Here is a 22062-nt window from a genome sequence, read left to right on the forward strand (position 1 = left end):
TAATTAGAATAATGCTAATGTGAAGCATTTTCATTGTGTTTTCTTTGTGTCATTTGTTTGTCGGATAGGTTCGGAACGCCGAATTCAGCTGGCCACGGATAAGGTCGTCCCGCTGTTTCGTCGACAGCCGCTTCTCCCGCTCCTTGATGTCTTGAATGCGCCAACCGTCCTCTAACTTCGAGGCGACGTCAATCAATCGTTCGACGTCATGGAAAGAATATTTACGTGAACCGCCTTTCGTCCGCTCCGGGAAGATGAGCCCTTTCGCTTCATAATACCGGATTTGGCGCTCAGAAAGTCCTGTTAATTCTGTGATGACGCCCATTCCAATCACTTTCTTCGTTTTATAGTCCACCTCATCCGACCTCCCTTTTAAAAAACTATGTCAGATAATCTGACAAAATGCAATCCACCTTGTTGTTTCCGCATTACACTGAAAACAACTTTTCACTCACACCGACGAAAAAAAGGAGGAATCGCATCATGGAAGACATTATGTATTATATGGACACGCTGTTCGTACTCATCGCGGCATTGCTCGTTTTAACGATGCAACTCGGCTTCGGCCTGCTTGAAACAGGAACGCTCCGGGCGAAAAACGCCGGGCACGTCGCCGTCAAACAAATTATCAGCCTCTCTGTGGCGGCACTTGCTTTTTGGGCTGTCGGGTTCGGACTATCCTTTGGGGATGGGACGCGCTGGTTCGGAACGGAAGGGTTCTTCTTGAACGGTTCGTTCACAAGCCTTGACTGGGCCAACGTCTCGATCGATATCAAATTCTTATTCCAATTATCGTTCGTCGCGGTCGCGCTCGCCATCGCTTGGGGCGGGTTCGCAGAACGGGCCAAACTTTCTGCTTACGTCCTATTCGGCATCTTCTTTGTCGCCATTCTTTATCCGATCGTCGCCCGCTCGGTATGGGCTGGCGGACTGCTTGGTTCGATGGGGATGCAAGACTTTGCCGGCTCAGCCGTCGTTCACCTTCAAGGCGGGATGGCCGCACTTATGGCAACGATCATCTTAAAACCACGTCGGAAGACAGAGTCACTCGCTGGTCACAACCACGTCCTAACGGTCGTCGGCGGACTTGTGCTGTGGCTTTGCTGGTTCGGTTTCAACGCCGGATCGACGATGTCGGTCGCTGACGGATTCTTCGGCTACGTCGCCCTCACGACGATGCTCGCGACGGCTGCCGGTGCACTCGGTGCACTCGCCATCGTCATGGTACACCGGAAAAAAGCCGACATCCCGACAGTCGTCAACGGTGTCCTCGGTGCGCTCGTCGCCATCACGGCCGCTTGTGCATTCGTCGAACCGTGGGCTGCCGTCATCATCGGTGCGCTCGCAGCAGTCGCAACTTACGGAACGAGCCTACTCATGGCGAAATACGTCGATGATCCGCTCTGCGCTTTCTCGGTTCACGGGGTAGCCGGAATCATCGGGACGCTCGCCCTCGGCTTCTTCGCCTCCCCACGACTCGTCGAGGTCACTGGTATCGGATCGGCCGGCCTCTTCTACGGTGGCGGTCTTGGTCAACTCGGTGTCCAAGCGCTTGGTGTCTTGATTGCCATGGTCATCGCCGGTGGCGGAAGCTATGCGTTCTTGAAACTTCTCGACGTGACGATTGGGCTTCGTGTCACGGAAGAGCAAGAAGACGTCGGACTCGATATTGCCGAGCACGGCATCTCGGCTTATGGCGAAATCGAAGAACAACCGGATACACCGGCACGCCTTCCGAAAATCCTTGGTTCAAGCGTCTCAGTCATGTCTCCTAAAAAATAAAACGAAGGACACTCGCATGGGTGTCCTTCGTTTTATTTCAATCTAGCCAAATAATAGCGCACGATTCCATAGGCCAAGACGAGTCCGACGAGCGCGTCCCACGTCCCGCCAAATAGAAGGGACACGAGCCCAAGCCCAATTGCCTGCATGACCAGGAGCCGAAGCGTCCACCATTTATAGGCGGCGAGCCGTTCGGCGCGCGTGATCGGCAGCCATGACGCGATGGAGACGGAGTCGAGTCGTTTGAACAGCGGGACGAGTTGGAGCGCCGTCAAGCCGACGAAGAGCGGAACGACAAACCCGACATACCAACCGCCTGACAACCACATAACGAGCACGGCGACGAGTGCCAGTCGAAAAATCAAGTCGAGCGAGTCGTTCGACCGTACAATCCGTAAGCCATACACGTATCGGGCTGCGTCCATTCGTTTGAGTACGGAACGGTTCATCGCGTTCACGATAAACGGCCGTGCCTTTACGTCTTCTCGCATCTCCGGTAGATCGACGAACCAGCTGACGACACGGTTGAATTGCGCCTTGCTCGCCTGTTCAAGTACGAGCCAGTCTAAAAGCGGAATCCGCTCATTTCGTTTGACGTGTAGATAGACAAGCGCCAATAGTGGCGGCACGAGCGTCGCGAGCGGCCAGCCCATAAACAGGACGCCTGCGCTAAGAGTGGCACTGATGATCCCGATGTAGCGAACCCCTTCGAGCTTCGCCAATCGACCGACGACGGACAACAAGACGCTCGTCAAAACAATCGCGAGCACTTCCCCGGACGTCACGTCGAGTGTCCGGACGAGAAGCGGCAAGACGACAAGCATAAGCAAGATGGCACGCACGCACGCAAAGACGACGTTGAAGAGCCGAACACCGTTCATGTAAGCACGAATGTTTCCGAGTTGCGGCAATAAAAAGACTTGGTCCGCCTCTTGAAGTAACGTCCGTGGACGGTGACCGTGCGGTAAGACCAAGAAGGCGAGTGCGACGACCCAAACACTCGGAAACGAAGAATCGAGCCCGTTCAAAAATTGATTGTAGACGAAAGCGCCATAGATAAGCGTGAAATAGAGCGTGAACAATAGGCCGCCGTTCGCCACGTAGCGGCTATATTTCACGACGTCCTCCACCCAAACGCCGAACCGTTGTCGAAATACGTTCATCGTTTTCGCTCCTCGGCCTCAATCGCCTCGACATAAATGTCGTCGAGCGATGCGTGCGTGTCGAGCCCGTACGCTTGACGCAATTCTATTGCTGTACCGGTCGCGATGACGACACCTTGGTGTAAAAAGACGAAGCGATCACAGTGGCGTTCAGCTGTCTCGAGGATATGGGTGGACATCAAGATGGCGCTGTCTTCTTTATATTCGTCAAATAATCGAAGCAATTGTCGAATCGCGAGCGGGTCGAGTCCGACGAACGGCTCATCGACGATGAGGAGCGGCGTCTTCGTCACGAGCGCACATAAAATCATCGCCTTTTGCCGCATCCCTTTCGAGAAAACCGACGGGAACCAGCCCAGCTGCTTCTCCATGCGCATGTCTTTTGCTAGACGCATCGTCCGTTCCTCTAGTTGTTCGTCCGTCAAACCGTACGATTTTCCCATGAGCGTCAAATGCTCTCGAAGGGTCAACGTCTCATATAAAATAGGCGTCTCAGGTATATAACTTATTTTCTTACGATAGTTATTTTCGGAAGATGTCAACGTCTCGCCATCGACCGTTACCGTTCCGGATAACGGATCGAGAAGTCCCAAAATATGTTTGATCGTCGTCGACTTCCCTGCTCCATTTAGCCCTATCAGCCCAACGAGCTCACCTTTTTTTACTTCAAACGAAATGTCGTGTAACACTTGTTTTCCTATATAACCGCCGTTCAACTTGTCGACGTGCAACATGAAAACTCCACCCCTCATTTTCAACTTTTTTTTGTGATATATGTTTTAAAAGCTGTCACATGGGAATAATCTGAACTGTAAGGCATTTTAAAACTTATTCAATACTTCCATTGTTCCATAAAATTGTTAAGAAGGACAATGGACAAAACAGAAAGGAGAATGTTTTATGGGTTGGATTATCACGTTGATTGTCGGGGGTATTATCGGTTGGTTAGCAGGTCTTATTTTAGGTAAGGATGTGCCAGGTGGCGTTATCGGGAACATCATTGCCGGTATCATCGGTGCATGGCTTGGTGGCCTCATCTTCGGCGACTTCGGTCCTGCAGTTGGCGGCATCGCGATCATCCCAGCGCTTCTCGGTGCGATTATCTTGATTTTGATCGTGTCGTTCGTCATGAAATCTATGCGTCGACGCTAATCACACTTACCGACAACGGGACCCTCAGCAATGAGGGTCCCGTTTTCTATTTACCGAATGATGATATAGAGCTTGCCGTCCCGCTCGACGAATCGTTTATCCGTTTGAAATCCGAATAAAGTAAAGATCGACTCAAGGAGCGGCCGATCGTAACGCCATTCCATGCCATCATCCGTTTCGACCCGTTCGGCCGGTTCACCAATCAATGCAATCAAGTCATCCGGACTTTTAGCGAGGTCGATGTCGATGCGCCGGACACGCTCCCCATCAAACGTCACGTCAAATCCGTCGTACCGCCACAACTCGTTCGTTTGCTCGATCGGTTCGCCGACTGCCTCCGTGACCACGTTCGCCCGTTTGTTCATAAGCCCGTCGATCACCTCAATGGAATGGCCCGTCTGTGCCTCGACCTCAATTTCAATCAGTTCGGTCCGTTCGAGATCAAACTGGCCAGCGATGGCTTCGCTCGTCTCCGGTTTCAGTTGAAACGCGAGCTCATCCGCCTCGACGAGCGTCACCGTTTCTTCTTGCGTTCGCGTCACTCCGTCGACAACCGCGACCGCCTTTACGGTATATTGACCCGGCATGCGGTCGAGGGTTACCGTTTCCCCCGCTTTTTCTAGCCGCGCCGCTTGTACGCCGTGCAACCAGACGTTCGTGAAGGGGACATCGGCCGTGACGGTCAATGGTTTCGGTAACAGCTCAAGGCGATAGTCAGAGAAGCCGAACCGCCCCTCTCCTGTATCGATGAGGCGAAACAAGCCGTCACTACTCGCCGTCACGTCGCCACGGTCGGCCGCTACTTCGGCAATCGCCTCACTCCGAAGACTCGGTTCGTCGTTTAACCAGCGGATGAAGCGAATCGATTCCGCCCGTGTGAGCGGCTCCGTCGCATATTCCACGTTTCGTTCAAAGAAATCGACATCTTCGGCCAAAAGTGCCTCTTTAAATTGAACGTGAATCAACTCGTTTTCTGCCGCCGGCTTATATCCGAACTGATAGAAGAGGCCAGCCACCGCGAGAAGGATGCCTCCGCTCCATAACCCGATTCGCAGTCGACGTTTCCGACCGCGTCTCTTGACCCGTGCATCGTTCACGTCTTCGCCCCCTTTCATTTCTTTTCTTCTATTGTAGAGGAGGCCGATTGATTCGGACAATCGTTCTTCCGCCCGAGCTTCCATGTTATGATGGAAACGAGTACTTATATTCGATTGGAGGACGTGCTATGCATACAGAAGAGTCTTGTATTTTTTGTAAAATCGTCAAAGGTGAGATTCCGTCTCACAAAGTTTATGAGGATGATGCTGTTGTCGCCTTCCTTGATATCTCCCAAGTGACGAACGGCCATACGCTCGTCATCCCGAAACACCACGCCCGCAACATTTATGAACTTCCTGAGACGGTCGCATCTGACGTGTTCAAAGCCGTTCCGCGCATCGCGAACGCGATTCAACGTGAGACAGGGGCAATCGGTATGAACGTCTTATCGAACGCTGAGGAAATCGCCGGTCAGACCGTGTATCATTTCCATATCCATTTGATTCCGCGCTTCGGTCATGACGACGGATTCGGGGCCAAGTGGGAAACGCATGCGGACGACTATTCACAAGACGCGCTCAAGACCCTTGCCGCTAGCATTTCAAAACACATATAAACGAAACGGACCAGGCGCACGCCCGGTCCGTTTTTTATGTCGAATTGATCGAATCGTGATGGCGTTTCCGCTCTTCCTCGATTTGCGCCCGTTCGACTTGTAACTTGATTGCCTGCTCGTACAACTGCTGACGCGATTTGACAGATTCGGCATATTCAAATTCTTTTCGTAATTCATGTAGGCGGGCATCTATTTCCATGAGTCGCTTTTCTAATAATGTTTGTTTGCGCTCTTGTTCATTTAACTCCGATGCTTCGTACCCAGCCTCGAGTGCTTCTATGATCGTATGTGCCCAAGTGTCATCTCCGAGTCGCTTCGCCGCGTTGTACAGGTCTAACATGTCATCGACCCAACGCTTTTGCATATTCACTGGAGGTCACCTTCCTTTACCTATATTTTAAAATAAAATGATTTTTCGGTCAAAATTGAATGTTCTGAAAAATTTTATTTGAGATATAGGTTTTTAATCTCTCTTTTTTGGTAAAATAATATGAAAAGAATGTATTCTAGCATAAGCGTGCTTGAGGAGGGGAATGAATTGTCGAGTCACAATCGTCGAGATTGGGTTGCCTTCGGCTTCGTCGTCGCATTTTTAGGCGTTGCGACCGTGAAAAAACTCGCTCGTGGAACGGCGAACGATGCCGCTTCAACGCAACATCGTGCGTCTACAATCACTACGTTGAAAGAACAATTCCAAAAAGTAGCGGCGAACACGTCGCATGTTGCACAAGCGGGGAAACTGCAAGGGAAAGAATTGGCGGATCAAGTGAAAGCCGAAGTCGAACGCTATCAGCAAGACATTCAGCCTTCAATCGAGCGGATCCAAGGAAACCTTAACGAGCTTTCAAACGTACAGTCAGATATGACCGAAGCGAAAGCGAAACAGACCAACTAAACGGTCTATCGTCATCGTCCGTCGTTTTAGTCACATTGTATCCGGAAAGGGTGGATCGAGATGGAGCAAGAAAAAGAGTTTACAGGCCCTGAGGCCATGTTGTATAGCCATAAAATCATTCAACTCAGTAAAGCATTGTGGAAGACGGTCGAGAAAGACTGGCAAAATTGGATTAAACCGTTCGATTTGAACATTAACGAACATCATATCTTATGGATCGCGCACGCGCTCGGGGGCGCCTCGATCTCAGAAATCGCCAAATATGGCGTCATGCACGTCTCGACGGCGTTCAACTTCTCGAAGAAGTTAGAAGACCGTGGCTTGCTCACGTTCTCGAAGAAGGAGACCGACAAGCGTAACACGTATGTCCAATTGACGCCAGAAGGCGAAGCGCTCTTACTTGAGACGATTCATGCGTTCGACCCGGAAGAAAACGGCGTGTTCCGCGCTTCGTTGCCGCTTCAAGAACTTTACGGCAAATATCCGGACTTGACGGACATCACCGCAATCGTACGTCGCCTCTACGGGGACAACTTCATGGACATCTTTGCGGAGACGTCGAAGATGATCACCGAGGAAGCCGGTCGTCGTCCTGAGGACGATGAACTGACGAAAGAAGCTTGACCTGCTGATAAAGCGGCTCGGTTACGTCGAGCGCAATCTGTTGCTTAACGCATGCCGTTAAAATGGTCTCAGCATCGAGCGCCGGGTGTAACATCCCGACGAAATTGACGAGCAAGGGTTCTACGGACGACAAGCCGTAACGCCCTTGCTCGTTTTGCTGTTCGCGAATCTCCTCCAGTAAGGCGTAAAATTCTTCGACGTCAGCTCGCGTTAAGTTCGCCCGAATGATCTCATATTCGAAGGGCCGGTTTGACCAGTCGACCGACTGCATCAACAGCTCCATTTGATATGACAATTGTTTCATTTTCTCTTCTAACGACACGTTTCCCACCCCATCATTTCACATTCTCTTTTACCATTATACGCTACGTTTCTGTGCTATGATACTGTACAGGCAAGAGAACAGCTGTCATGATTTAGAAAATGTGATATAGTCGGAACTAGAAACTTATAGATTTTTAGGGGTGGAATATATGTCAAACGGAATGACAAACGAACCGAAGAAACAAGATAAGAAGTTTTCAACAGGGGCCCTCGTCGGCGCATCTGCACTCGCGCTCATCATCGGCGCAGGCGGCACGTATGCTGCGACAAATGGTAGCGGCGCATCAGACGACTCAACGGTCGTTTCATTCGAAGGCGGCGAAATCACACGCGGTGAAATCGCGAACATGAGTTACGACCGTATGGTCCCGCAACTCGCGTTCCAAGAAACGATGAACGAATTGCTTGAAAAAGAGTACGGCGACAAAGTCGAACAAGAGAAAGTCGATGAAGAGTACAGCAAAACAGAAGAACAGTTCAACTCGACAGAAGAGTTCGAACAAGCGATTCAACAAGCTGGAATGTCTGGGACGGATGAGTTTAAAGAAGCACTCCGTGGACAGATGCTCGTCGATGCGGCGAAATCTGAGCTCGTTGACGTGACGGACGAAGAAATCGAAGCCCAGTTCGCGAAAGAAAACGTTGAAGTTCAAGCGAGCCACATCCTCGTCGAGACGGAAGAAGAAGCACAAGACATCATCAAGCAGTTGAACGACGGTGCGGACTTCGCAGAACTCGCGAAAGAAAAATCGACGGACACGGGTTCTGGTGAACAAGGCGGCGACCTCGGCTACTTCTCAGCCGGTGCGATGGTCCCTGAGTTCGAAGAGTACTCGTTCCGTGAAGATGTCGTCGGCGAAATCTCTGAACCGATTCAATCACAGTTCGGATACCACGTCATCAAAGTCGTCGACCGTAAAGAGAAAGACTTGAAGCTCGAGGACGAGAAAGATCGCATCCGCGAAGAACTCGCTACTGAGAAAGCAGCATCGGTTGATGCGAACCGCATTTACGCCGAGTTGATTGAAAAATATAACGTCGACGTGAAAGACGCGAAAGCCTCACAACAGTTCGACGCCGTTAAAGAAGCTGTGAAAGCCTCTGAAGAAGCGCCAGCTGAAGAATCAACTGAACAATAAGCCAAACGGTCGCCCTCATCAAAGAGAGCGACCGTTTTTTTATAGATTCGGTTTATAAAAAGCACGATTGTCGAGCGCCATGACGCGTTCTGTGAACGTCCCCGGCTCAACGCCTTCGAACGCCTTGTCGAACATGTTCATGCGCGCGTCGATATTATCGATGAAGAATAACATCTCTGCTTCCGGGAGTTGCGGCGCGTTCGCCGAGCCCCACTCCGGCTTGCCGTGATGGCTGAGGACGAGATGCTGAAGCAGCGTCACGACTTCTCGGTCGGTACCGAGCTCACGGGCTACGACCTCAATCTCAGAAGCCATGAGCGACAAGTGCCCGAGCAACTTGCCTTCGAGTGTATATTCCGGCGTGATCGCATCCGACAATTCGATCACTTTCGCCAAGTCGTGCAAGACGACGCCCGAGACGAGTAAATCCCGATTCAATTGCGGATAGAGGTCACACATCGCATCAGCGAGCTTCAACATCGACATGACGTGAAACGCGAGTCCCGAATAGACGGCGTGATGATGTCTCACGGCTGCCGGAAACGTGAAGTACGCCTCTTCGTTCCGGTCGACGATCACCTGAACGAGCTGGCGCATCCCCTCATGCTGAATCGCATCGATGTACGTGCGAATCGTCGCTTCAAGCTCTGGCTTCGTGACCGGGGCCGAGCGGACGTATGGGGCGATGTCCGTCTCCCCTTCGATGATGGAGATTTGTTTCAACTTCAACTGCGTGCGTCCACGATAATCCATCACCTCGCCTGAGGCATGGACAATTTTTTTCATCGCATACTTCTCCGTGTCGGCGCTGTCCCACAGTTTCGTCTCAATCTCTCCGCTCTCATCACATAAGATGAGCGTCAAGTACGGCTTCCCGTTCCCAGCCAGTCCCCGGTAAGATTGTTTGATCATCACATATTGGTCTAACGTGTCGCCCACTTTGAGCTCTCCGATTTTTGTCGCCAATGCTAGCACCTCTCTCTAATTCAATACCTTCATCTTAACGAAACTTCTTCCGAGATGCCAACTTTCTTATCAATTCGGGAATAGTGCTTAGAGAATGGAATTGGAGGAATGAAAGATGGAGTGGAACTGGTACACACGGCCTGAGGAGTCCGTGCACATCGATCAGCGTTACGAGGAGGCGTACACGTATTGGCTCGATCAATTGACGACATCAAACGTCACAAAAATTATCGTCGGCGAGGGGTACATGTATGGTTCGCTTACGCTCGACTATGAGCAGCTCGAGCGGGAGCCACAAAAGGTCGGACATTATTTTGTCGGACCTGATTTCCTGTGGACAATCGGGTTTGACGACTTGGTTTGTGAAGTAGTGGCAGCCAAACGTTATGAGACGCCACTCGAGGCGTTTTATGAGCTACTTGCGGAGAAGATGGACTTTTACTTTCACGGTATCGACGAGTATGAGGAGCGGCTGATGATCGCGCAACGCGAGATGAGCGGACAAGTGCCGCCTGCATTCATGAACGAAATTTTCGGGCTCCGTAGCGAAATCGAGCGCTGGTCCGATACCGTCGTCCCGTATCGCGAGTTGCTCCTGGCCGGGCGTGAGGCTTTCCTCGACTTGGACTTGAGCGAGATGAAGCCGTACCGGCTGGCGAGCTATCGGGTCGAGCGTCTTCTCGGGTCGATCGAACATTATCAAGACGACGTCATCGCCATGACGGACCTCGCCGCGACACTATCCAACTTTCGTGGGAACGAAATCATGAAGGCGCTCACCGTGTTCACGGCACTCACGACGCCTGTCGTGGCGTTTGGCGCCATTTGGGGGATGAACTTCAAAGCGATGCCTGAACTCGACTGGCCGCTCGGTTACGTCTTCGCGTGGGCGATGATCCTGTTATTCACCATCATCATTCAAGTCTGGTTGAAACGGAAAAATTGGATTGGCTCGCTTCTCCAGTTCCCGACCCAAGTGAATACGAAGGAAGCGATTAAAAGGCAGAAAAATAAAACATCGAACAAAAGTTCGGTATAATAGAATTAAACGGATGTGAATGGAAAGGAGAATGATATGGAACGCCTCATCATCCACGTCGATATGGATGCGTTTTACGCCTCAGTCGAACAACGGGATCGGCCTCACCTTCGCGACAAACCCGTTATCGTCGGAGGTGCACCCCATAGCCGTGGCGTCGTCGCGACGTGCTCGTACGAGGCAAGAAAATACGGCGTGCACAGCGCCATGTCCTCCCGACGGGCGTTCGCGCTTTGTCCTCAGGCGACGTTCGTCAAACCTCGTTTCCACGCGTATCGACAAGTGAGCGAGCAAGTGATGGCGATCTTCAAGTCCGTCACCCCGCTCGTCGAACCGTTGTCGCTCGATGAAGCGTATTTAGACGTCACCGATAACGCGCTCATGAGCACGTCTGGCACGTATGTGGCCCGTTACATCCTTGGAGAAATCAAACGTCGGACCGGACTCACTGCCTCGGCCGGTGTCGCCCCGTCAAAGTTCGTTGCCAAAATCGCTTCCGGCTTTCAAAAACCGAACGGCCTCACCGTCGTCACGGCGCAGGAAGTCGAAACGTTCCTTGCCCCGCTGTCGATCACCACGATGCATGGCGTCGGAAAAGTAACGGCACAAATCTTATTCAAGCACGGCTTCGAGACGATTGCCGACTTGCAACGGGCGGATATCGCTCAATTAAAAGCCATCTTTGGTCATGACCGTGGGAACCAACTATATGAACTCGCCCACGGACGCGACAATCGTCCGGTCGTCCCGACACGGGAGCGGAAATCGATCGGCTCTGAGACGACGTTCGCCTTCGACCTCGACGACCCGGAAGAAGTGTATGAACAAGTCGTGCCGGAGATTGAGGATGTGTTGCGTCAACTCGACCGGCGCGAGCTCAGTTGCCAGACGGTGACGATTAAAATCAAGACGAGTGAGTTTCAAGCACGCAGTCATCAAATCAAACTAAACCACCCGACGCATGACCATGACGAGATTAAACGGCTCGCCCGTCGACTGTTCGATGAGATGGCGGTCAGCGAACCGGTCCGCTTAATCGGGATGACGGTCTCAGATTTAATCCCTCGTACGGAAACGGCCCGTCAGCTCACGTTCGAGGAGCTGACCAAACCTTCACTTGAAGAATGAATAGTCATTCAGTACAATGAAAGAAAAGGGGGCAGACGGATGGCACAGTATATGATCACCGCGTTCGAAAACGATGGCACGATTGTCTTGAATGAGCCGCTCGAAGCGATGAACGATCACGAGGCGAAAGAGAAAGGGCTCTTACGGCTTCGTGAGGCGAATCATGAAGGCAAAGGGGCACGTATCGTCCGGCACGGCCAAATGATTTATTTCGAGCGCTGCAAGCTTCCTGGGAAGCTAAAAGGTACGGCCTCCTAACGGAATGTCTCCATTTTATGCCGGGTAAAGCGTTGTGAGACTAGTGAACACGAAAAAAAGACGAATCAAATCGCATATCGCGATTCGGTTCGTCAACAGCCTAAGCGCCTCGGGAATCCCGAGGCGCTTGTTCATTCGCTATATTTTTGATCCCCGTCCTTCCGCCACTCCCAATAGTCATTGTCCTTCAAAACGGGAAGAGCAGTAAAATCGTCAACACGGTGACGACCGCCATCACGATTTGGAGCAGCATTCCAACTTTAACGAAGTCGAAGAAACGATAGCCCCCGATGCCGAACACCATCGCATTCGTTGGCGAGCCGAACGGTGTCATGAACGCGAGCGAGGCCGCAATGGCGACTGCGACGACGAACGGCACCGGACTGACGTCAAGCGCCGACGCGAGCGACAAGGCGAGCGGTGCGAACAGGACGGCCGTCGCGGTGTTCGAGATGATTTGGCTGAGCACCATCGTCGCGACAAAGATGGCGATGAGCACCCAGACGGGACCGGCGTGACCGAACGATTCACTAATCCATGTGACGAGCCACGTCATCACCCCCGCGTTTTCGAGCGCCTGACCGACCGGAATCATCGCCGCGATGAGGAAGAGCGATGACCATTGAATCGATTGATAGGCGACATCCATGTGCCGGACCGCCCCCGTGAGCACCATCGCCAAAGCGGCCATCCAAACGGCGACAGTCGGGTCGACCCATTCAAAGACGAGCAACGCGACCATTCCGCCCATGATGAGACCGGCAGCGAGTTGATGACGCTCCGACACGGCCCGATTCGCCACATCGGCCACCCGTTCATTCGCGAGCAATAGATGCGTCGCTTCCCCCGCCCTCTCCAAGTCGGTCCACTCCCCTTGCACGACGAGCATGTCGCCGCGATCCAATCGAACGTCTTGATGCGGAATCATCACGATCTCTTCGTTCGGACGGATGACACGTAGCACGTTTAGACCAAAGCGGTTTCGAAGCTCGCTCTCACGAAGACAGCGGCCAATTAGCGGACTGTCGGTCGGGATGGTGAAGACGACGACACCGACTTGTTTGTCATACACGTTTTTCGACGACACACGTTCAAACGTCAATCCTTCTCGTGCGGCGACACGGTTGACGTCTTCTTCCGCTCCACTGACGAGGAGACGCCCCTCATAAAGCACTGTATCCGCCTTGGCGGCATGGAAACGATGGACCCATCCTTTACGCCGCTCTCCAAGTACCGTCAATCCATGACGGGACCAGCGCGTCTCGCGTAACGCACGACCGATCAGCGGATGACCTTTCGTAATCTCCATCCGATAGACGTTTAGCGGAAAGCTGACCGGTTGCTTCGACATCGTCTGCGCCACTTCTCCACTGTCGAGTAATCGATTGCCGATTGTATAAAAATAGAGGAGTCCGACGCCAAGCGCGACAAGTCCAATCGGGAAGAGCGAGAAGAAGCCAAGTGTCTCGCCCCCGGCATGACGCAGTGCCTCCGCGGCAACAAGGTTCGGTGGGGTTCCGATGATTGTCATCGTTCCCCCGATGCTCGAAAAGAACGCAAGCGGCATAAGGAGCTTCGCCGGGTTCGTCCCTAACTGACGGGACATGGCAAGGACGACCGGGATGAGTAATGCCACTGTCCCCGTATTCGACATGAGGCTCGACAGCAAGGTCACCGTCACCATGAGAACGAGAAACAGGCGAATCTCGCTCCCTTTCGCGTACGGGATGAGGCTAGCGCCGAGCCGTTCTGCTAACCCAGTGTGAAACAGGCCCGCCCCAACGATAAAAAGACCCGCAATCATGAGGACGACGGGATTCGAAAAACCGGCCATCGCTTCGATTGGAGTCAACTGTCGCGTCAACACGAGCGCGAGCAGACCGAGCAGCGCCACGAGGTCGGCACGAATCCACCCTCCGATAAACGATGTGATCATGACGGCCAGAATGATTAAGGTGACCATAACGTTCACCCTTCCATGTGAAATGTTTTACAAAGTAAGTATACCATCTCGGATGGAAGCGCCATCTCGTTACATATGACAAGTTCAGCAACAAAAAAACGGATGGCCGTAGCCATCCGTCATCCATCCTTATTGGACTTCGTTTTCGTTCACCATCGGAGCGTATAGCTCTTCGAGTGGCTTCATGATGATCTTCGTCACTTCTGTGACGAGCTGGTGCATGCGTTGCTCTTCTTGCATGAGCTCCATGATCAACTCGTTCTGTTGAACGTTCATCATTTTCGTTTGGGCGTCCATCATCTCTTGTTCTGAGATCTCTTCCCCTTGCATCTGCTTCTGTTGAAGCGTCATTTGGATTTCACGGAAGTCAGCGAACAACTGGTTCGCTTCTGCATCCGCATTGACACGGTCGTATAGTGAAGAGAGATTTGTGAACTCTTCAGAATCGCGAAGTGCTTTCTCCAATTGGTAAGCATGATCGTACAAGTTTGTTTGTGACATGTGACGTCCTCCTAAAAGCTATTAGGGCGTACCATTCAAATAATGGCAATCAACCCTTGAATCAACCCAATCATACCACCTAATAGCGCCCCAAGCCATGTTATTGCCCGGAACTCACGTTTTGAAATCGATAGGACAATCTCTTCTAAATACGAGGTATCGAGGGAGCGAACCTGCTCCTGAACGATTTGGTCGATTTTCAAGCGGTCCATAATACTCTCCATCTGATCGGTGAAGCGCATGATGACGAGCGTCACCCCTTTCGGGACGAGGTCATCGATCACTCGTGGCTCAACGTCACGTGTGTACGAGTAGACGGTCCGGTCGAGGAGGTTCCCGACTGGCAAACGTGTGACGACTTCCGTGACGACACCATCGATCAGGCGCGTCTCGAGTGGCTCGTCGAGGAACGTCGCGACCGGACGTTCACTGAACCGTTCGAATTCACGTGTAATCATCGTCGCCATTCCGGCCCGCGTCGAGCTACCGCGCAAGATGTTGATGATTTCTGGACGAATCATCTCGACGAAATTCACGTTTTGGATAAAGCCAGCGATAAAACCGAGGCGGCGTTGGACGAACGAGTCGACCATATGCCGTAGTTGGGCCTCTCCTTCCGCCGAGTAAAAATACTCTTCTGATTTCATGAGCATCGTATCGACAATTTCTGGGATAATCATACGGACGCGGTCCATGCCTTCCTCACCGAGAAGCTCATATAGTTTCCGTGCCTTCACGTCTTGGAGCACTTGAGTCAACTCGTCCCGTAGTTTCACGTCCGCCGCTGTCAAGATACGTGTTTCCGCGTCTGGATAGAGCGGTTCGATGAGTGAACGAACCGTCTTCTCCGACCGTAACATTTTTTCGACCTCGGCTTGGACGAAATGGGTGATATGACTGCTAATTTGTTCGTCGAGGAGACGTTTGCGCATCCCTTCCGGAGTCAAAAGATGTTTCACGACGGTCTTGCCAAGGCTCGTCGCCAATTCGTCCCGCCGTTTCGGGATAAGTCCTGGCGTGAATGGGACGCGCATCTTGCCGATGTATTTCGGCTCGTGCGGACGGAACAACATTTTAATGGCGAAGAAGTTCGTCACTCCCCCGATGGTCGCCCCGATGGCGATCATGATGATTATTTTCAGTAGACTATCCAAACTGTCTGCCTCCGATCTGAAATATGATACATTGTTGAAGAGGTGATTGTGTTGACTACGTTTGAACGTATTAAATCGATTTTCCCGACCGTTGTCCATCGGTCGGAGGACGCATCCAGTAAATATGCGTGGTATAAAGCCGATGACGGGACGGTGTTCGGCCTTCCAAAGTCCGAACTGACCGAGCGTGAGCGACGACTCCTCTCGCTTTGGGCGACCCCCTTCGTCACAACGCTTGATTCAGCACAAGCGATGTGGCATAAGCGATTGTTCGATGAGTCGTTCCGCATCGAGCGTCCGTTCCGGCTCTCCTCGCTTGTCCTCCACTATCAAGAGCCTGAAGCGCTCGAGACGTTTATCGACGTGCTTCGCGACTTCATGCCGTCTGCCGCCATCATCGTCATGACCGCACGTCACATCGAAGTGCTCGAGACGGAAGAACTCGTCGAAATAGCCGAATTCGAGGACGTCTTGCGCGCCATCGCCGGTGACTTTTATGTCGAAGCCAGCGTCGTCTATAGTGAACGCCCGCTCGGTACGCCAGCAACACTTTATGCGGAACATCAAGTGTTGCTTCCGCTCGCGAAACGTTCTATTAAAGCTTACCCTGCTAGTCAATTATTATACCATTATTTGCTACAAGAACATGAGTCTTTTGCCGCTCGGCTCCGTTTGACCGAGGCGACGTATATGGCCCTCGATGCAACCGCGCGCGAACTTCTTGAAGCATTGTTCACTCACACGCTGAACGTCTCTCACACGGCCAAAGCGCTCTTCATGCATCGGAACACACTTAACTATCGGCTCGACCGCCTCTATGAAGCGACCGGTTATGACGCGCGTCAGTTCCATGATGCGAGTTTGCTCCAACTGATTGTCACGTTGCACAAATCTGAGTGACCGTTTTTGTGCAACGTGTCCATATTCAATGCAAGCGGTTTCATCGTATAATCGGTCTTGTAAGCGCTATTATGAAAAAGCATACAATTCAGGAGGCTATAAACATGGCAGAAATTCGTTTGGATCACATTGATAAAATTTACGATGGTAACGTGAAAGCCGTCAGCGACTTCAACTTACACATTAAAGACCGCGAGTTCATCGTCTTCGTCGGACCATCAGGTTGCGGGAAGTCAACGACACTCCGTATGATTGCTGGACTTGAAGAGATCTCAAGCGGCGACTTCATCATCGACGGCAAACGTATGAACGATGTGGCACCAAAAGACCGCGATATCGCCATGGTCTTCCAAAACTACGCCCTTTATCCACACATGAGCGTCTATGACAACATGGCGTTCGGCTTAAAACTCCGCAAGTTCCCGAAAGAAGAAATCGACCGCCGCGTAAAAGACGCTGCCCGTATCCTCGGTCTTGAAGAGTACCTCGAGCGGAAGCCAAAAGCCCTCTCAGGTGGTCAGCGTCAACGTGTCGCAATCGGCCGTGCCATCGTCCGTGATGCGAAAGTGTTCTTGATGGATGAGCCGCTCTCAAACCTTGATGCGAAACTTCGCGTTCAAATGCGTAAAGAGATCATCCAGCTTCACAACCGTCTCGACACGACGACGATTTACGTGACCCACGACCAAACGGAAGCGATGACACTTGCAACACGAATCGTCATCATGAAAGACGGAATCATCCAACAAGTCGGTTCGCCAAAAGAAGTTTACGATAACCCAGATAACATCTTCGTGGCCGGCTTCATCGGCTCGCCTTCGATGAACTTCTTCCGCGGTACACTCTCTGACGGCAAGTTCGTCGTCGGCGGCGAAGAAATCAACGTCCCGGAAGGCAAGATGAAAGGTCTCCGTGACCGCGGTTACGTTGGAAAAGAACTCGTTCTCGGAATTCGTCCAGAGTCGATTCACGATGAGCCGATCTACCTTGACTCCCCAACGACGCACACGTTCCAAGCACACATCGATGTCGCAGAACTTATGGGCGCTGAGTCATACTTGTATTCAGAAATCGGCGGACACCAGTTCACAGCCCGGATTGACGGTCGTTCGAACATCCATATGGGTGACAACGTGAACCTTGCACTCGACATGACGAAGGCACACTTCTTCGACGCTGAGACAGAACAAGTCATCCGTTAATCAAAAAAGCCTTACGATGCATGCATCGTAAGGCTTTTTTTCATTTAACGAACCGCATAACGGCGTTCGAGTCGATGCTGACCTGCTTGAATCAATGTGGACAAAATCCAGTAGATTGTTGCCGAGAACAAGAGGAGCGGCATAACCAGATACGTCGTGGCCGCAATTTGGTCCGAGACGTATGTCAATTCTTGAACGGCGATGACCGAACCAAGCGATGTCGATTTGATGATGTCAATCACCGAGTTCGAGACGGGCGGAATCGCACGCGACAAAGCCTGTGGGAAGATAATGTCTTTGAATCGTTTCCCACGCGGAATCCCGAGGGCGACACTCGCCTCGACTTGCCCTTTATCGACCGAATTGATGGCCGCTCGGAACGCTTCCGAGATATATGCGGCAAAGTGGAGGCCAAGCCCATAGATGAGCGCCTGCATGCCGCTCAACTGGACAAAACCCGTCAATCCGACGTAAAGAATAAGCAATTGTAACAAGAGCGGGGTTCCGCGGAAAAACGAGATGTACATCCGCGTGAACCACCGGACAGGTTTAATCGGACTACTATGAAGTAACGCAATGATCAGACCGAGCACCAATGCAAGCAGAATCGACAGTACACTGGCGATCAACGTCAATTGCACGGCTTCAAGATAGACCGAACGGTTATCGATGACGGTCGTGATCAGTTCATTCATTGACTGATGTCCTCACCGAAGTACTTCTCACCGATTTCAGCCATCGTGCCGTCTTCTTTCATTTCAGCGAGCGCTTCGTTCAAACCTTCGAGCACGTCTGAATCTTGGCGTGCCATGAAGCCAGCTTCACTCTTGTTGAAGACTTCGCCGACTGCTTTCACGTCGTAACCCGTCTTCTCAAGCTCTGTCAAAATGAAGAGACGGTCGTTCAAAGCGGCGTCGAGGCGACCGACTTGAAGGTCTTGAAGTACTTGGTTCGCACCTTTGTAGAACTTCACTTCTGCGCCAGCATCTTCAGCCATTTGTGCATATACAGATCCTTGTGTCGAGCCGACGACTTTCCCTTCAAGGTCATCGATGCCTTGAATGTCTTCGTTGTCTGATCCGACGATGACTTGTGCGCCTGAGACAGCATACGGGTCAGAGAACGAATACTTCTCTTGACGTTCTGGCGTGATGCTCATTTGGTTGGCAATCAAATCAATCCGTTCCGCGTCAAGTGCCGGGACGAGTCCTTTAAAGTCCATCGCTTCAAACTCAAGCGTGTAGCCGGCACGTTCTGCCGCTTCGTTTAAGACGTCGATGTCGTAACCTGTGAGTTCACCTTTATCTTTGTACGTGAACGGTGGGTATGTCGCTTCTGTCCCGACCGTGATAACTGTTTCTTCTGAACCGCTATTCGTTTCCGATCCGCACGCTGCAAGCACACCGAACGATGCGCCGATTGCGAGTACTGCCGTTAATGATTTTTTCATATTAATTCCGCCTTCCTGATAATCCATATACGATTACATGGTTATGAACAATACACTCATCATACTGACGGGGGCATACGTTGTCAATTAAAAACCACCACCCTCTTCAGGGCGGTGGCAAACCATCAATCGATGGCTTTCGCTTGCTTCATCACATCTCGTTCAATCGCTTCGCGTTTCAATGTCGTCTTCTCGGCGCTGTCCGCGTGAACGCTGAAATAGAACTTGATTTTCGGTTCAGTTCCAGACGGGCGGAGGCAGAACCACGAACCATCTTCAAAGATGAATTTGAGCACGTTTGAAGACAGTAAGTCGATCGCTTCGGATTTGTTTTGACGCAGGTCGGTCGCGACTTGTTGCTTATAGTCTTCGAAACGGACGACTTCGTAACCACCGACCTCTTGCGGCGGGTTCGTACGGAACGCTTCCATCATCCGGCCGATTTGCTCTAGTCCTGCTTTCCCTTTGAGCGTCATCGACTGGAGCGACTCTTCATAAAAGCCGTGCTTCTCATAGACGGCTTGGAGCGCGTCATAGAGCGTCCGTCCGTGCTGTTTATGGAACGCGGCCATTTCAGCCCCGAGGAGACACGCCTGGACGGCATCTTTATCGCGGCAGAAGTCGCCAATCAAATAGCCGTAGCTCTCTTCATAACCGAACAAGAACTCGTATTCACCGGACTCCTCGTATTGCTTGATCTTCTCCCCGATAAACTTGAAGCCGGTGAGGGTATTCTCGAGGTGGACGCCGTACGCCTTCGCGATCGCCGCACCGAGTTCACTCGTCACGATCGTTTTCGCCACAAAGCCATTCGTCGGAAGCGTCCCGGTCTCCACTTTTTGTGACAAGATGTAGTCCATAAGGAGCGCACCGGTCTGATTCCCCGTCAAGACGAACCATTCCCCGTCCCGGTCTCGGACCGTAAACCCGACCCGATCGGCGTCTGGATCTGTCGCCATCAAAAGATCGGCCCCGACACGATCGCCGTATTGCATCGCAAGCTCAAACGCGGCCCGCTCTTCCGGGTTCGGATAACTGACCGTCGGGAAGGCACCGTCTGGCTCGGCTTGTTCTTCGACGATGGTCACATGCTCGAAACCATATGCCTTCAAGCCTTCCATGACAGGACGACGTCCGGTGCCGTGAAGCGGCGAGTAGACGATTTTAAGTGGGTCTTCTTGGACGTCGTGATGGATGCGAATCGATTGTAACGCGTCCATATACGCCGCGTCGACGGATGCCTCGACCGTGAGGAGCGTGCCGTCCGAACGAAGCCCCGCTTCGTCTTTTACTTCAATCAACAGCTCGTCTTCAATCGCGTTAACATACGAGACGAGTTCATCGGCTTCTGCCGGCGGCAACTGCCCGCCGTCTGCGCCGTATACTTTGAACCCGTTGTATTCTGGCGGGTTGTGGCTCGCTGTGATGACGATGCCACCGAAGGCGTTCAAGTGACGCACCGCGAACGATAGCTCTGGCGTCGACCGAAGGCTTGAGAACAAGTAGGTCTTGACCCCGTTCGACGCGAGTGTGCGCGCCGCCTCGAGCGCGAACTCTGGTGAGAAGTGACGTGAGTCGTGCGCGATGACGACACCGTGCCGTTTGGCTTCTTCGCCGGAAGCGGCGATAAAGTCAGCGAACCCTTTTGATGCTTTCCGAATCGTATAGATGTTCATTCGGTTCGCGCCCGGTCCAATCTCCCCGCGCATGCCGCCCGTCCCGAATTCGAGCGTTTTATAGAAGGCGTCTTCAAGCGACGTGTCATCTTTCGCCATCTCTTCAAGCTCGGCCCGAAGATGTGGCTCGAGCGCCTCGTGTTGTGTCCATCGTTCATATGTTTGTTGCCATGCCATGGTTAGTTCCCCTTTCGACATTTAAAATTCAATCGAAGTGCTCGCCAATTTGTTCCATCTTGTATAGGATGGAGGTAACGAAACTTCGAGGTGATTCTATGTTCCCAACTATGCGTGCCCAAGAATTGAAACACATCGTCCATACGGACTCGATTCGATTTATCGATTGCCGCTATTCCTTGAACGATGCCTCATACGGGAAGTATGTGTATCGTCAAGGCCATCTTCCGAACGCGGTCTTTCTTGACTTGATGGAAGATTTGTCTGGTCCGGTCGCGGAGCACGGTGGTCGCCACCCGCTCCCGTCAAAAGAAGCATGGACGGCGACACTCCGTCGCATCGGAATTCAACAAGACGACCTCGTCGTCATCTACGACGACGGCTTCCCCTTTGCCGCGCGCGCGTGGTGGCTCTTCAAATGGGCCGGCCATGAACGTGTCGTCGTGTTAGAAGGCGGGATTCAATCCGGCATCACCTATTGCGGTGAGACGACGATCGACGTCCCGAACTATCCGGCTTCAGGTTATGAGCCCCGCTTCCAAGACGACATGATCGCCTCGCTAGACGACGTGAAGACGGCCGCTTCCGGTCACTTGCTCGACTCGCGGACGGCGGATCGCTATGACGGGAGCCACGAACCGATTGATAAAAAGGCGGGTCATATCCCGAATGCGGTCCTTTGCTCGTACACCGATGCGGTCACGGACCTCGGGACGCTCCAAGAGTTCCACGACTTAAAAGAGCTGTACGCGGACGTGCTCGACGTCCCAAACCCAATCTTTTATTGCGGGAGCGGCGTCACCGCTTGTGTGAACATCTTGGCGTTACATGCGCTCGGAAAAGACGACGTCCGGCTCTATCCCGGCTCTTACTCAGATTGGATCTCGTATCCAGAAAACAAGGTCCACCCGTAAC

Annotated in this window: 25 protein-coding genes; 12 read left to right on the forward strand and 13 right to left on the reverse strand. The window is 52.2% G+C overall.

Annotated elements, in window-relative coordinates:
- Window positions 1-49: 49 nt before the first annotated feature.
- On the reverse strand, window positions 50-355 hold the full coding sequence (locus KNP92_RS10390; RefSeq protein WP_312846226.1) for a MerR family transcriptional regulator: 306 nt from the start codon (window positions 353-355) through the stop codon (window positions 50-52).
- Between the two features lie 128 nt (window positions 356-483).
- Here KNP92_RS10390 and KNP92_RS10395 point away from each other — a divergent pair, with 128 nt between their 5' ends.
- Window positions 484-1782: an ammonium transporter gene (locus tag KNP92_RS10395; RefSeq protein ID WP_214840063.1), complete on the forward strand. Its 1299-nt coding sequence runs from the start codon at window positions 484-486 to the stop codon at window positions 1780-1782.
- Window positions 1783-1814: 32 nt separating this feature from the next.
- On the opposite strand, the gene KNP92_RS10400 is transcribed toward KNP92_RS10395, so the two are convergent.
- Together KNP92_RS10400 and KNP92_RS10405 are read right to left on the reverse strand one after the other, a co-directional pair.
- Window positions 1815-2945, reverse strand: a complete 1131-nt coding sequence (locus tag KNP92_RS10400) for an ABC transporter permease (RefSeq protein ID WP_214840065.1) — start codon at window positions 2943-2945, stop codon at window positions 1815-1817.
- The gene (locus KNP92_RS10405) at window positions 2942-3679 is read right to left on the reverse strand and encodes an ABC transporter ATP-binding protein (RefSeq protein ID WP_214840067.1); all 738 of its coding nucleotides are present in this window, start codon (window positions 3677-3679) and stop codon (window positions 2942-2944) included. The genes KNP92_RS10400 and KNP92_RS10405 overlap by 4 nt, the downstream gene beginning before the upstream one ends.
- A gap of 166 nt (window positions 3680-3845) precedes the next feature.
- On the opposite strand from KNP92_RS10405, the gene KNP92_RS10410 reads away from it, so the two are divergent.
- Window positions 3846-4097, forward strand: coding sequence for a GlsB/YeaQ/YmgE family stress response membrane protein (locus KNP92_RS10410; protein ID WP_214840069.1), 252 nt, complete (start codon window positions 3846-3848; stop codon window positions 4095-4097).
- A 50-nt stretch (window positions 4098-4147) separates the two neighbouring features.
- On the opposite strand, the gene KNP92_RS10415 is transcribed toward KNP92_RS10410, so the two are convergent.
- Window positions 4148-5278, reverse strand: coding sequence for a zinc ribbon domain-containing protein (locus KNP92_RS10415; protein WP_251136454.1), 1131 nt, complete (start codon window positions 5276-5278; stop codon window positions 4148-4150).
- A 44-nt stretch (window positions 5279-5322) separates the two neighbouring features.
- Between KNP92_RS10415 and KNP92_RS10420 the strand changes: the two genes are divergently transcribed.
- Window positions 5323-5751 (forward strand): HIT family protein, encoded by a 429-nt coding sequence (locus tag KNP92_RS10420; RefSeq protein ID WP_214840071.1) that lies wholly within the window; start codon window positions 5323-5325, stop codon window positions 5749-5751.
- A 34-nt stretch (window positions 5752-5785) separates the two neighbouring features.
- On the opposite strand, the gene KNP92_RS10425 is transcribed toward KNP92_RS10420, so the two are convergent.
- Entirely contained in the window at window positions 5786-6115 is a 330-nt protein-coding gene (locus KNP92_RS10425; protein WP_251136455.1) for a hypothetical protein, read from the reverse strand.
- A gap of 174 nt (window positions 6116-6289) precedes the next feature.
- Between KNP92_RS10425 and KNP92_RS10430 the strand changes: the two genes are divergently transcribed.
- The gene (locus KNP92_RS10430) at window positions 6290-6646 is read left to right on the forward strand and encodes a hypothetical protein (protein ID WP_251136456.1); all 357 of its coding nucleotides are present in this window, start codon (window positions 6290-6292) and stop codon (window positions 6644-6646) included.
- Window positions 6647-6706: 60 nt separating this feature from the next.
- Entirely contained in the window at window positions 6707-7270 is a 564-nt protein-coding gene (locus KNP92_RS10435) for an HTH-type transcriptional regulator Hpr (protein ID WP_214840075.1), read from the forward strand.
- On the opposite strand, the gene KNP92_RS10440 is transcribed toward KNP92_RS10435, so the two are convergent.
- A complete protein-coding gene (locus KNP92_RS10440; RefSeq protein WP_251136457.1) occupies window positions 7215-7574 on the reverse strand; it encodes a DUF1878 family protein in 360 nt (119 codons plus the stop codon). The two genes, KNP92_RS10435 and KNP92_RS10440, sit on opposite strands and share 56 nt — an antisense overlap.
- Before the next feature lie 169 nt (window positions 7575-7743).
- Here KNP92_RS10440 and KNP92_RS10445 point away from each other — a divergent pair, with 169 nt between their 5' ends.
- Window positions 7744-8733, forward strand: a complete 990-nt coding sequence (locus KNP92_RS10445) for a peptidylprolyl isomerase (RefSeq protein ID WP_214840079.1) — start codon at window positions 7744-7746, stop codon at window positions 8731-8733.
- Window positions 8734-8772: 39 nt separating this feature from the next.
- Here the strand turns inward: KNP92_RS10445 and KNP92_RS10450 are convergent, their stop codons facing one another.
- A complete protein-coding gene (locus KNP92_RS10450) occupies window positions 8773-9699 on the reverse strand; it encodes an HD domain-containing protein (RefSeq protein ID WP_214840082.1) in 927 nt (308 codons plus the stop codon).
- A gap of 115 nt (window positions 9700-9814) precedes the next feature.
- On the opposite strand from KNP92_RS10450, the gene KNP92_RS10455 reads away from it, so the two are divergent.
- From KNP92_RS10455 to KNP92_RS10465, 3 genes are read left to right on the forward strand one after another with little or no spacing between them, the layout of a single operon-like run.
- Window positions 9815-10738 (forward strand): CorA family divalent cation transporter, encoded by a 924-nt coding sequence (locus tag KNP92_RS10455; RefSeq protein WP_214840084.1) that lies wholly within the window; start codon window positions 9815-9817, stop codon window positions 10736-10738.
- Window positions 10739-10774: 36 nt separating this feature from the next.
- The gene (dinB, locus tag KNP92_RS10460) at window positions 10775-11866 is read left to right on the forward strand and encodes a DNA polymerase IV (RefSeq protein ID WP_214840092.1); all 1092 of its coding nucleotides are present in this window, start codon (window positions 10775-10777) and stop codon (window positions 11864-11866) included.
- Between the two features lie 39 nt (window positions 11867-11905).
- Window positions 11906-12124 (forward strand): YhzD family protein, encoded by a 219-nt coding sequence (locus tag KNP92_RS10465; protein WP_214840094.1) that lies wholly within the window; start codon window positions 11906-11908, stop codon window positions 12122-12124.
- A gap of 187 nt (window positions 12125-12311) precedes the next feature.
- On the opposite strand, the gene KNP92_RS10470 is transcribed toward KNP92_RS10465, so the two are convergent.
- From KNP92_RS10470 to KNP92_RS10480, 3 genes are all read right to left on the reverse strand, one after another.
- Window positions 12312-14087, reverse strand: coding sequence for an SLC13 family permease (locus KNP92_RS10470; RefSeq protein ID WP_251136458.1), 1776 nt, complete (start codon window positions 14085-14087; stop codon window positions 12312-12314).
- A gap of 129 nt (window positions 14088-14216) precedes the next feature.
- Entirely contained in the window at window positions 14217-14588 is a 372-nt protein-coding gene (locus KNP92_RS10475) for a YlbF/YmcA family competence regulator (RefSeq protein ID WP_024371783.1), read from the reverse strand.
- 35 nt (window positions 14589-14623) lie between these two features.
- Window positions 14624-15742, reverse strand: a complete 1119-nt coding sequence (locus KNP92_RS10480; RefSeq protein ID WP_251136459.1) for a DUF445 domain-containing protein — start codon at window positions 15740-15742, stop codon at window positions 14624-14626.
- A gap of 48 nt (window positions 15743-15790) precedes the next feature.
- Between KNP92_RS10480 and KNP92_RS10485 the strand changes: the two genes are divergently transcribed.
- The gene (locus KNP92_RS10485) at window positions 15791-16642 is read left to right on the forward strand and encodes a helix-turn-helix domain-containing protein (RefSeq protein WP_214840097.1); all 852 of its coding nucleotides are present in this window, start codon (window positions 15791-15793) and stop codon (window positions 16640-16642) included.
- 104 nt (window positions 16643-16746) lie between these two features.
- Window positions 16747-17844 carry an ABC transporter ATP-binding protein gene (locus tag KNP92_RS10490; protein ID WP_214840099.1) on the forward strand — a complete coding sequence of 366 codons (1098 nt, stop codon included), beginning with the start codon at window positions 16747-16749 and terminating at the stop codon, window positions 17842-17844.
- Between the two features lie 44 nt (window positions 17845-17888).
- On the opposite strand, the gene KNP92_RS10495 is transcribed toward KNP92_RS10490, so the two are convergent.
- From KNP92_RS10495 to KNP92_RS10505, 3 genes are all read right to left on the reverse strand, one after another.
- Entirely contained in the window at window positions 17889-18539 is a 651-nt protein-coding gene (locus KNP92_RS10495) for an amino acid ABC transporter permease (protein ID WP_214840101.1), read from the reverse strand.
- Entirely contained in the window at window positions 18536-19294 is a 759-nt protein-coding gene (locus KNP92_RS10500) for a transporter substrate-binding domain-containing protein (protein ID WP_214840103.1), read from the reverse strand. Before KNP92_RS10500 ends, KNP92_RS10495 begins: the two co-directional genes overlap by 4 nt.
- Window positions 19295-19419: 125 nt before the next feature.
- A complete protein-coding gene (locus KNP92_RS10505; protein ID WP_214840105.1) occupies window positions 19420-21147 on the reverse strand; it encodes a phospho-sugar mutase in 1728 nt (575 codons plus the stop codon).
- A 98-nt stretch (window positions 21148-21245) separates the two neighbouring features.
- Here KNP92_RS10505 and KNP92_RS10510 point away from each other — a divergent pair, with 98 nt between their 5' ends.
- Window positions 21246-22061 carry a sulfurtransferase gene (locus KNP92_RS10510; protein ID WP_214840107.1) on the forward strand — a complete coding sequence of 272 codons (816 nt, stop codon included), beginning with the start codon at window positions 21246-21248 and terminating at the stop codon, window positions 22059-22061.
- Window position 22062: the final 1 nt, after the last annotated feature.

Origin of the sequence: Exiguobacterium sp. s122 (assembly GCF_018618475.1) — a bacterium.
Lineage (GTDB): Bacteria > Bacillota > Bacilli > Exiguobacteriales > Exiguobacteriaceae > Exiguobacterium > Exiguobacterium himgiriensis.

Excerpts from the sequence above, each read along its gene's own strand:
- KNP92_RS10395 (WP_214840063.1), top strand. The coding sequence starts at position 484 with ATGGAAGACATTATGTATTATATGGACACGCTGTTCGTACTCATCGCG.
- KNP92_RS10400 (WP_214840065.1), bottom strand. The coding sequence starts at position 2,945 with ATGAACGTATTTCGACAACGGTTCGGCGTTTGGGTGGAGGACGTCGTG.
- KNP92_RS10405 (WP_214840067.1), bottom strand. The coding sequence starts at position 3,679 with ATGTTGCACGTCGACAAGTTGAACGGCGGTTATATAGGAAAACAAGTG.
- KNP92_RS10410 (WP_214840069.1), top strand. The coding sequence starts at position 3,846 with ATGGGTTGGATTATCACGTTGATTGTCGGGGGTATTATCGGTTGGTTA.
- KNP92_RS10415 (WP_251136454.1), bottom strand. The coding sequence starts at position 5,278 with ATGGAAGCTCGGGCGGAAGAACGATTGTCCGAATCAATCGGCCTCCTC.
- KNP92_RS10420 (WP_214840071.1), top strand. The coding sequence starts at position 5,323 with ATGCATACAGAAGAGTCTTGTATTTTTTGTAAAATCGTCAAAGGTGAG.
- KNP92_RS10425 (WP_251136455.1), bottom strand. The coding sequence starts at position 6,115 with ATGCAAAAGCGTTGGGTCGATGACATGTTAGACCTGTACAACGCGGCG.
- KNP92_RS10435 (WP_214840075.1), top strand. The coding sequence starts at position 6,707 with ATGGAGCAAGAAAAAGAGTTTACAGGCCCTGAGGCCATGTTGTATAGC.
- KNP92_RS10440 (WP_251136457.1), bottom strand. The coding sequence starts at position 7,574 with ATGAAACAATTGTCATATCAAATGGAGCTGTTGATGCAGTCGGTCGAC.
- KNP92_RS10445 (WP_214840079.1), top strand. The coding sequence starts at position 7,744 with ATGTCAAACGGAATGACAAACGAACCGAAGAAACAAGATAAGAAGTTT.
- KNP92_RS10455 (WP_214840084.1), top strand. The coding sequence starts at position 9,815 with ATGGAGTGGAACTGGTACACACGGCCTGAGGAGTCCGTGCACATCGAT.
- dinB (WP_214840092.1), top strand. The coding sequence starts at position 10,775 with ATGGAACGCCTCATCATCCACGTCGATATGGATGCGTTTTACGCCTCA.
- KNP92_RS10465 (WP_214840094.1), top strand. The coding sequence starts at position 11,906 with ATGGCACAGTATATGATCACCGCGTTCGAAAACGATGGCACGATTGTC.
- KNP92_RS10470 (WP_251136458.1), bottom strand. The coding sequence starts at position 14,087 with ATGGTCACCTTAATCATTCTGGCCGTCATGATCACATCGTTTATCGGA.
- KNP92_RS10475 (WP_024371783.1), bottom strand. The coding sequence starts at position 14,588 with ATGTCACAAACAAACTTGTACGATCATGCTTACCAATTGGAGAAAGCA.
- KNP92_RS10490 (WP_214840099.1), top strand. The coding sequence starts at position 16,747 with ATGGCAGAAATTCGTTTGGATCACATTGATAAAATTTACGATGGTAAC.
- KNP92_RS10495 (WP_214840101.1), bottom strand. The coding sequence starts at position 18,539 with ATGAATGAACTGATCACGACCGTCATCGATAACCGTTCGGTCTATCTT.
- KNP92_RS10500 (WP_214840103.1), bottom strand. The coding sequence starts at position 19,294 with ATGAAAAAATCATTAACGGCAGTACTCGCAATCGGCGCATCGTTCGGT.
- KNP92_RS10505 (WP_214840105.1), bottom strand. The coding sequence starts at position 21,147 with ATGGCATGGCAACAAACATATGAACGATGGACACAACACGAGGCGCTC.
- KNP92_RS10510 (WP_214840107.1), top strand. The coding sequence starts at position 21,246 with ATGTTCCCAACTATGCGTGCCCAAGAATTGAAACACATCGTCCATACG.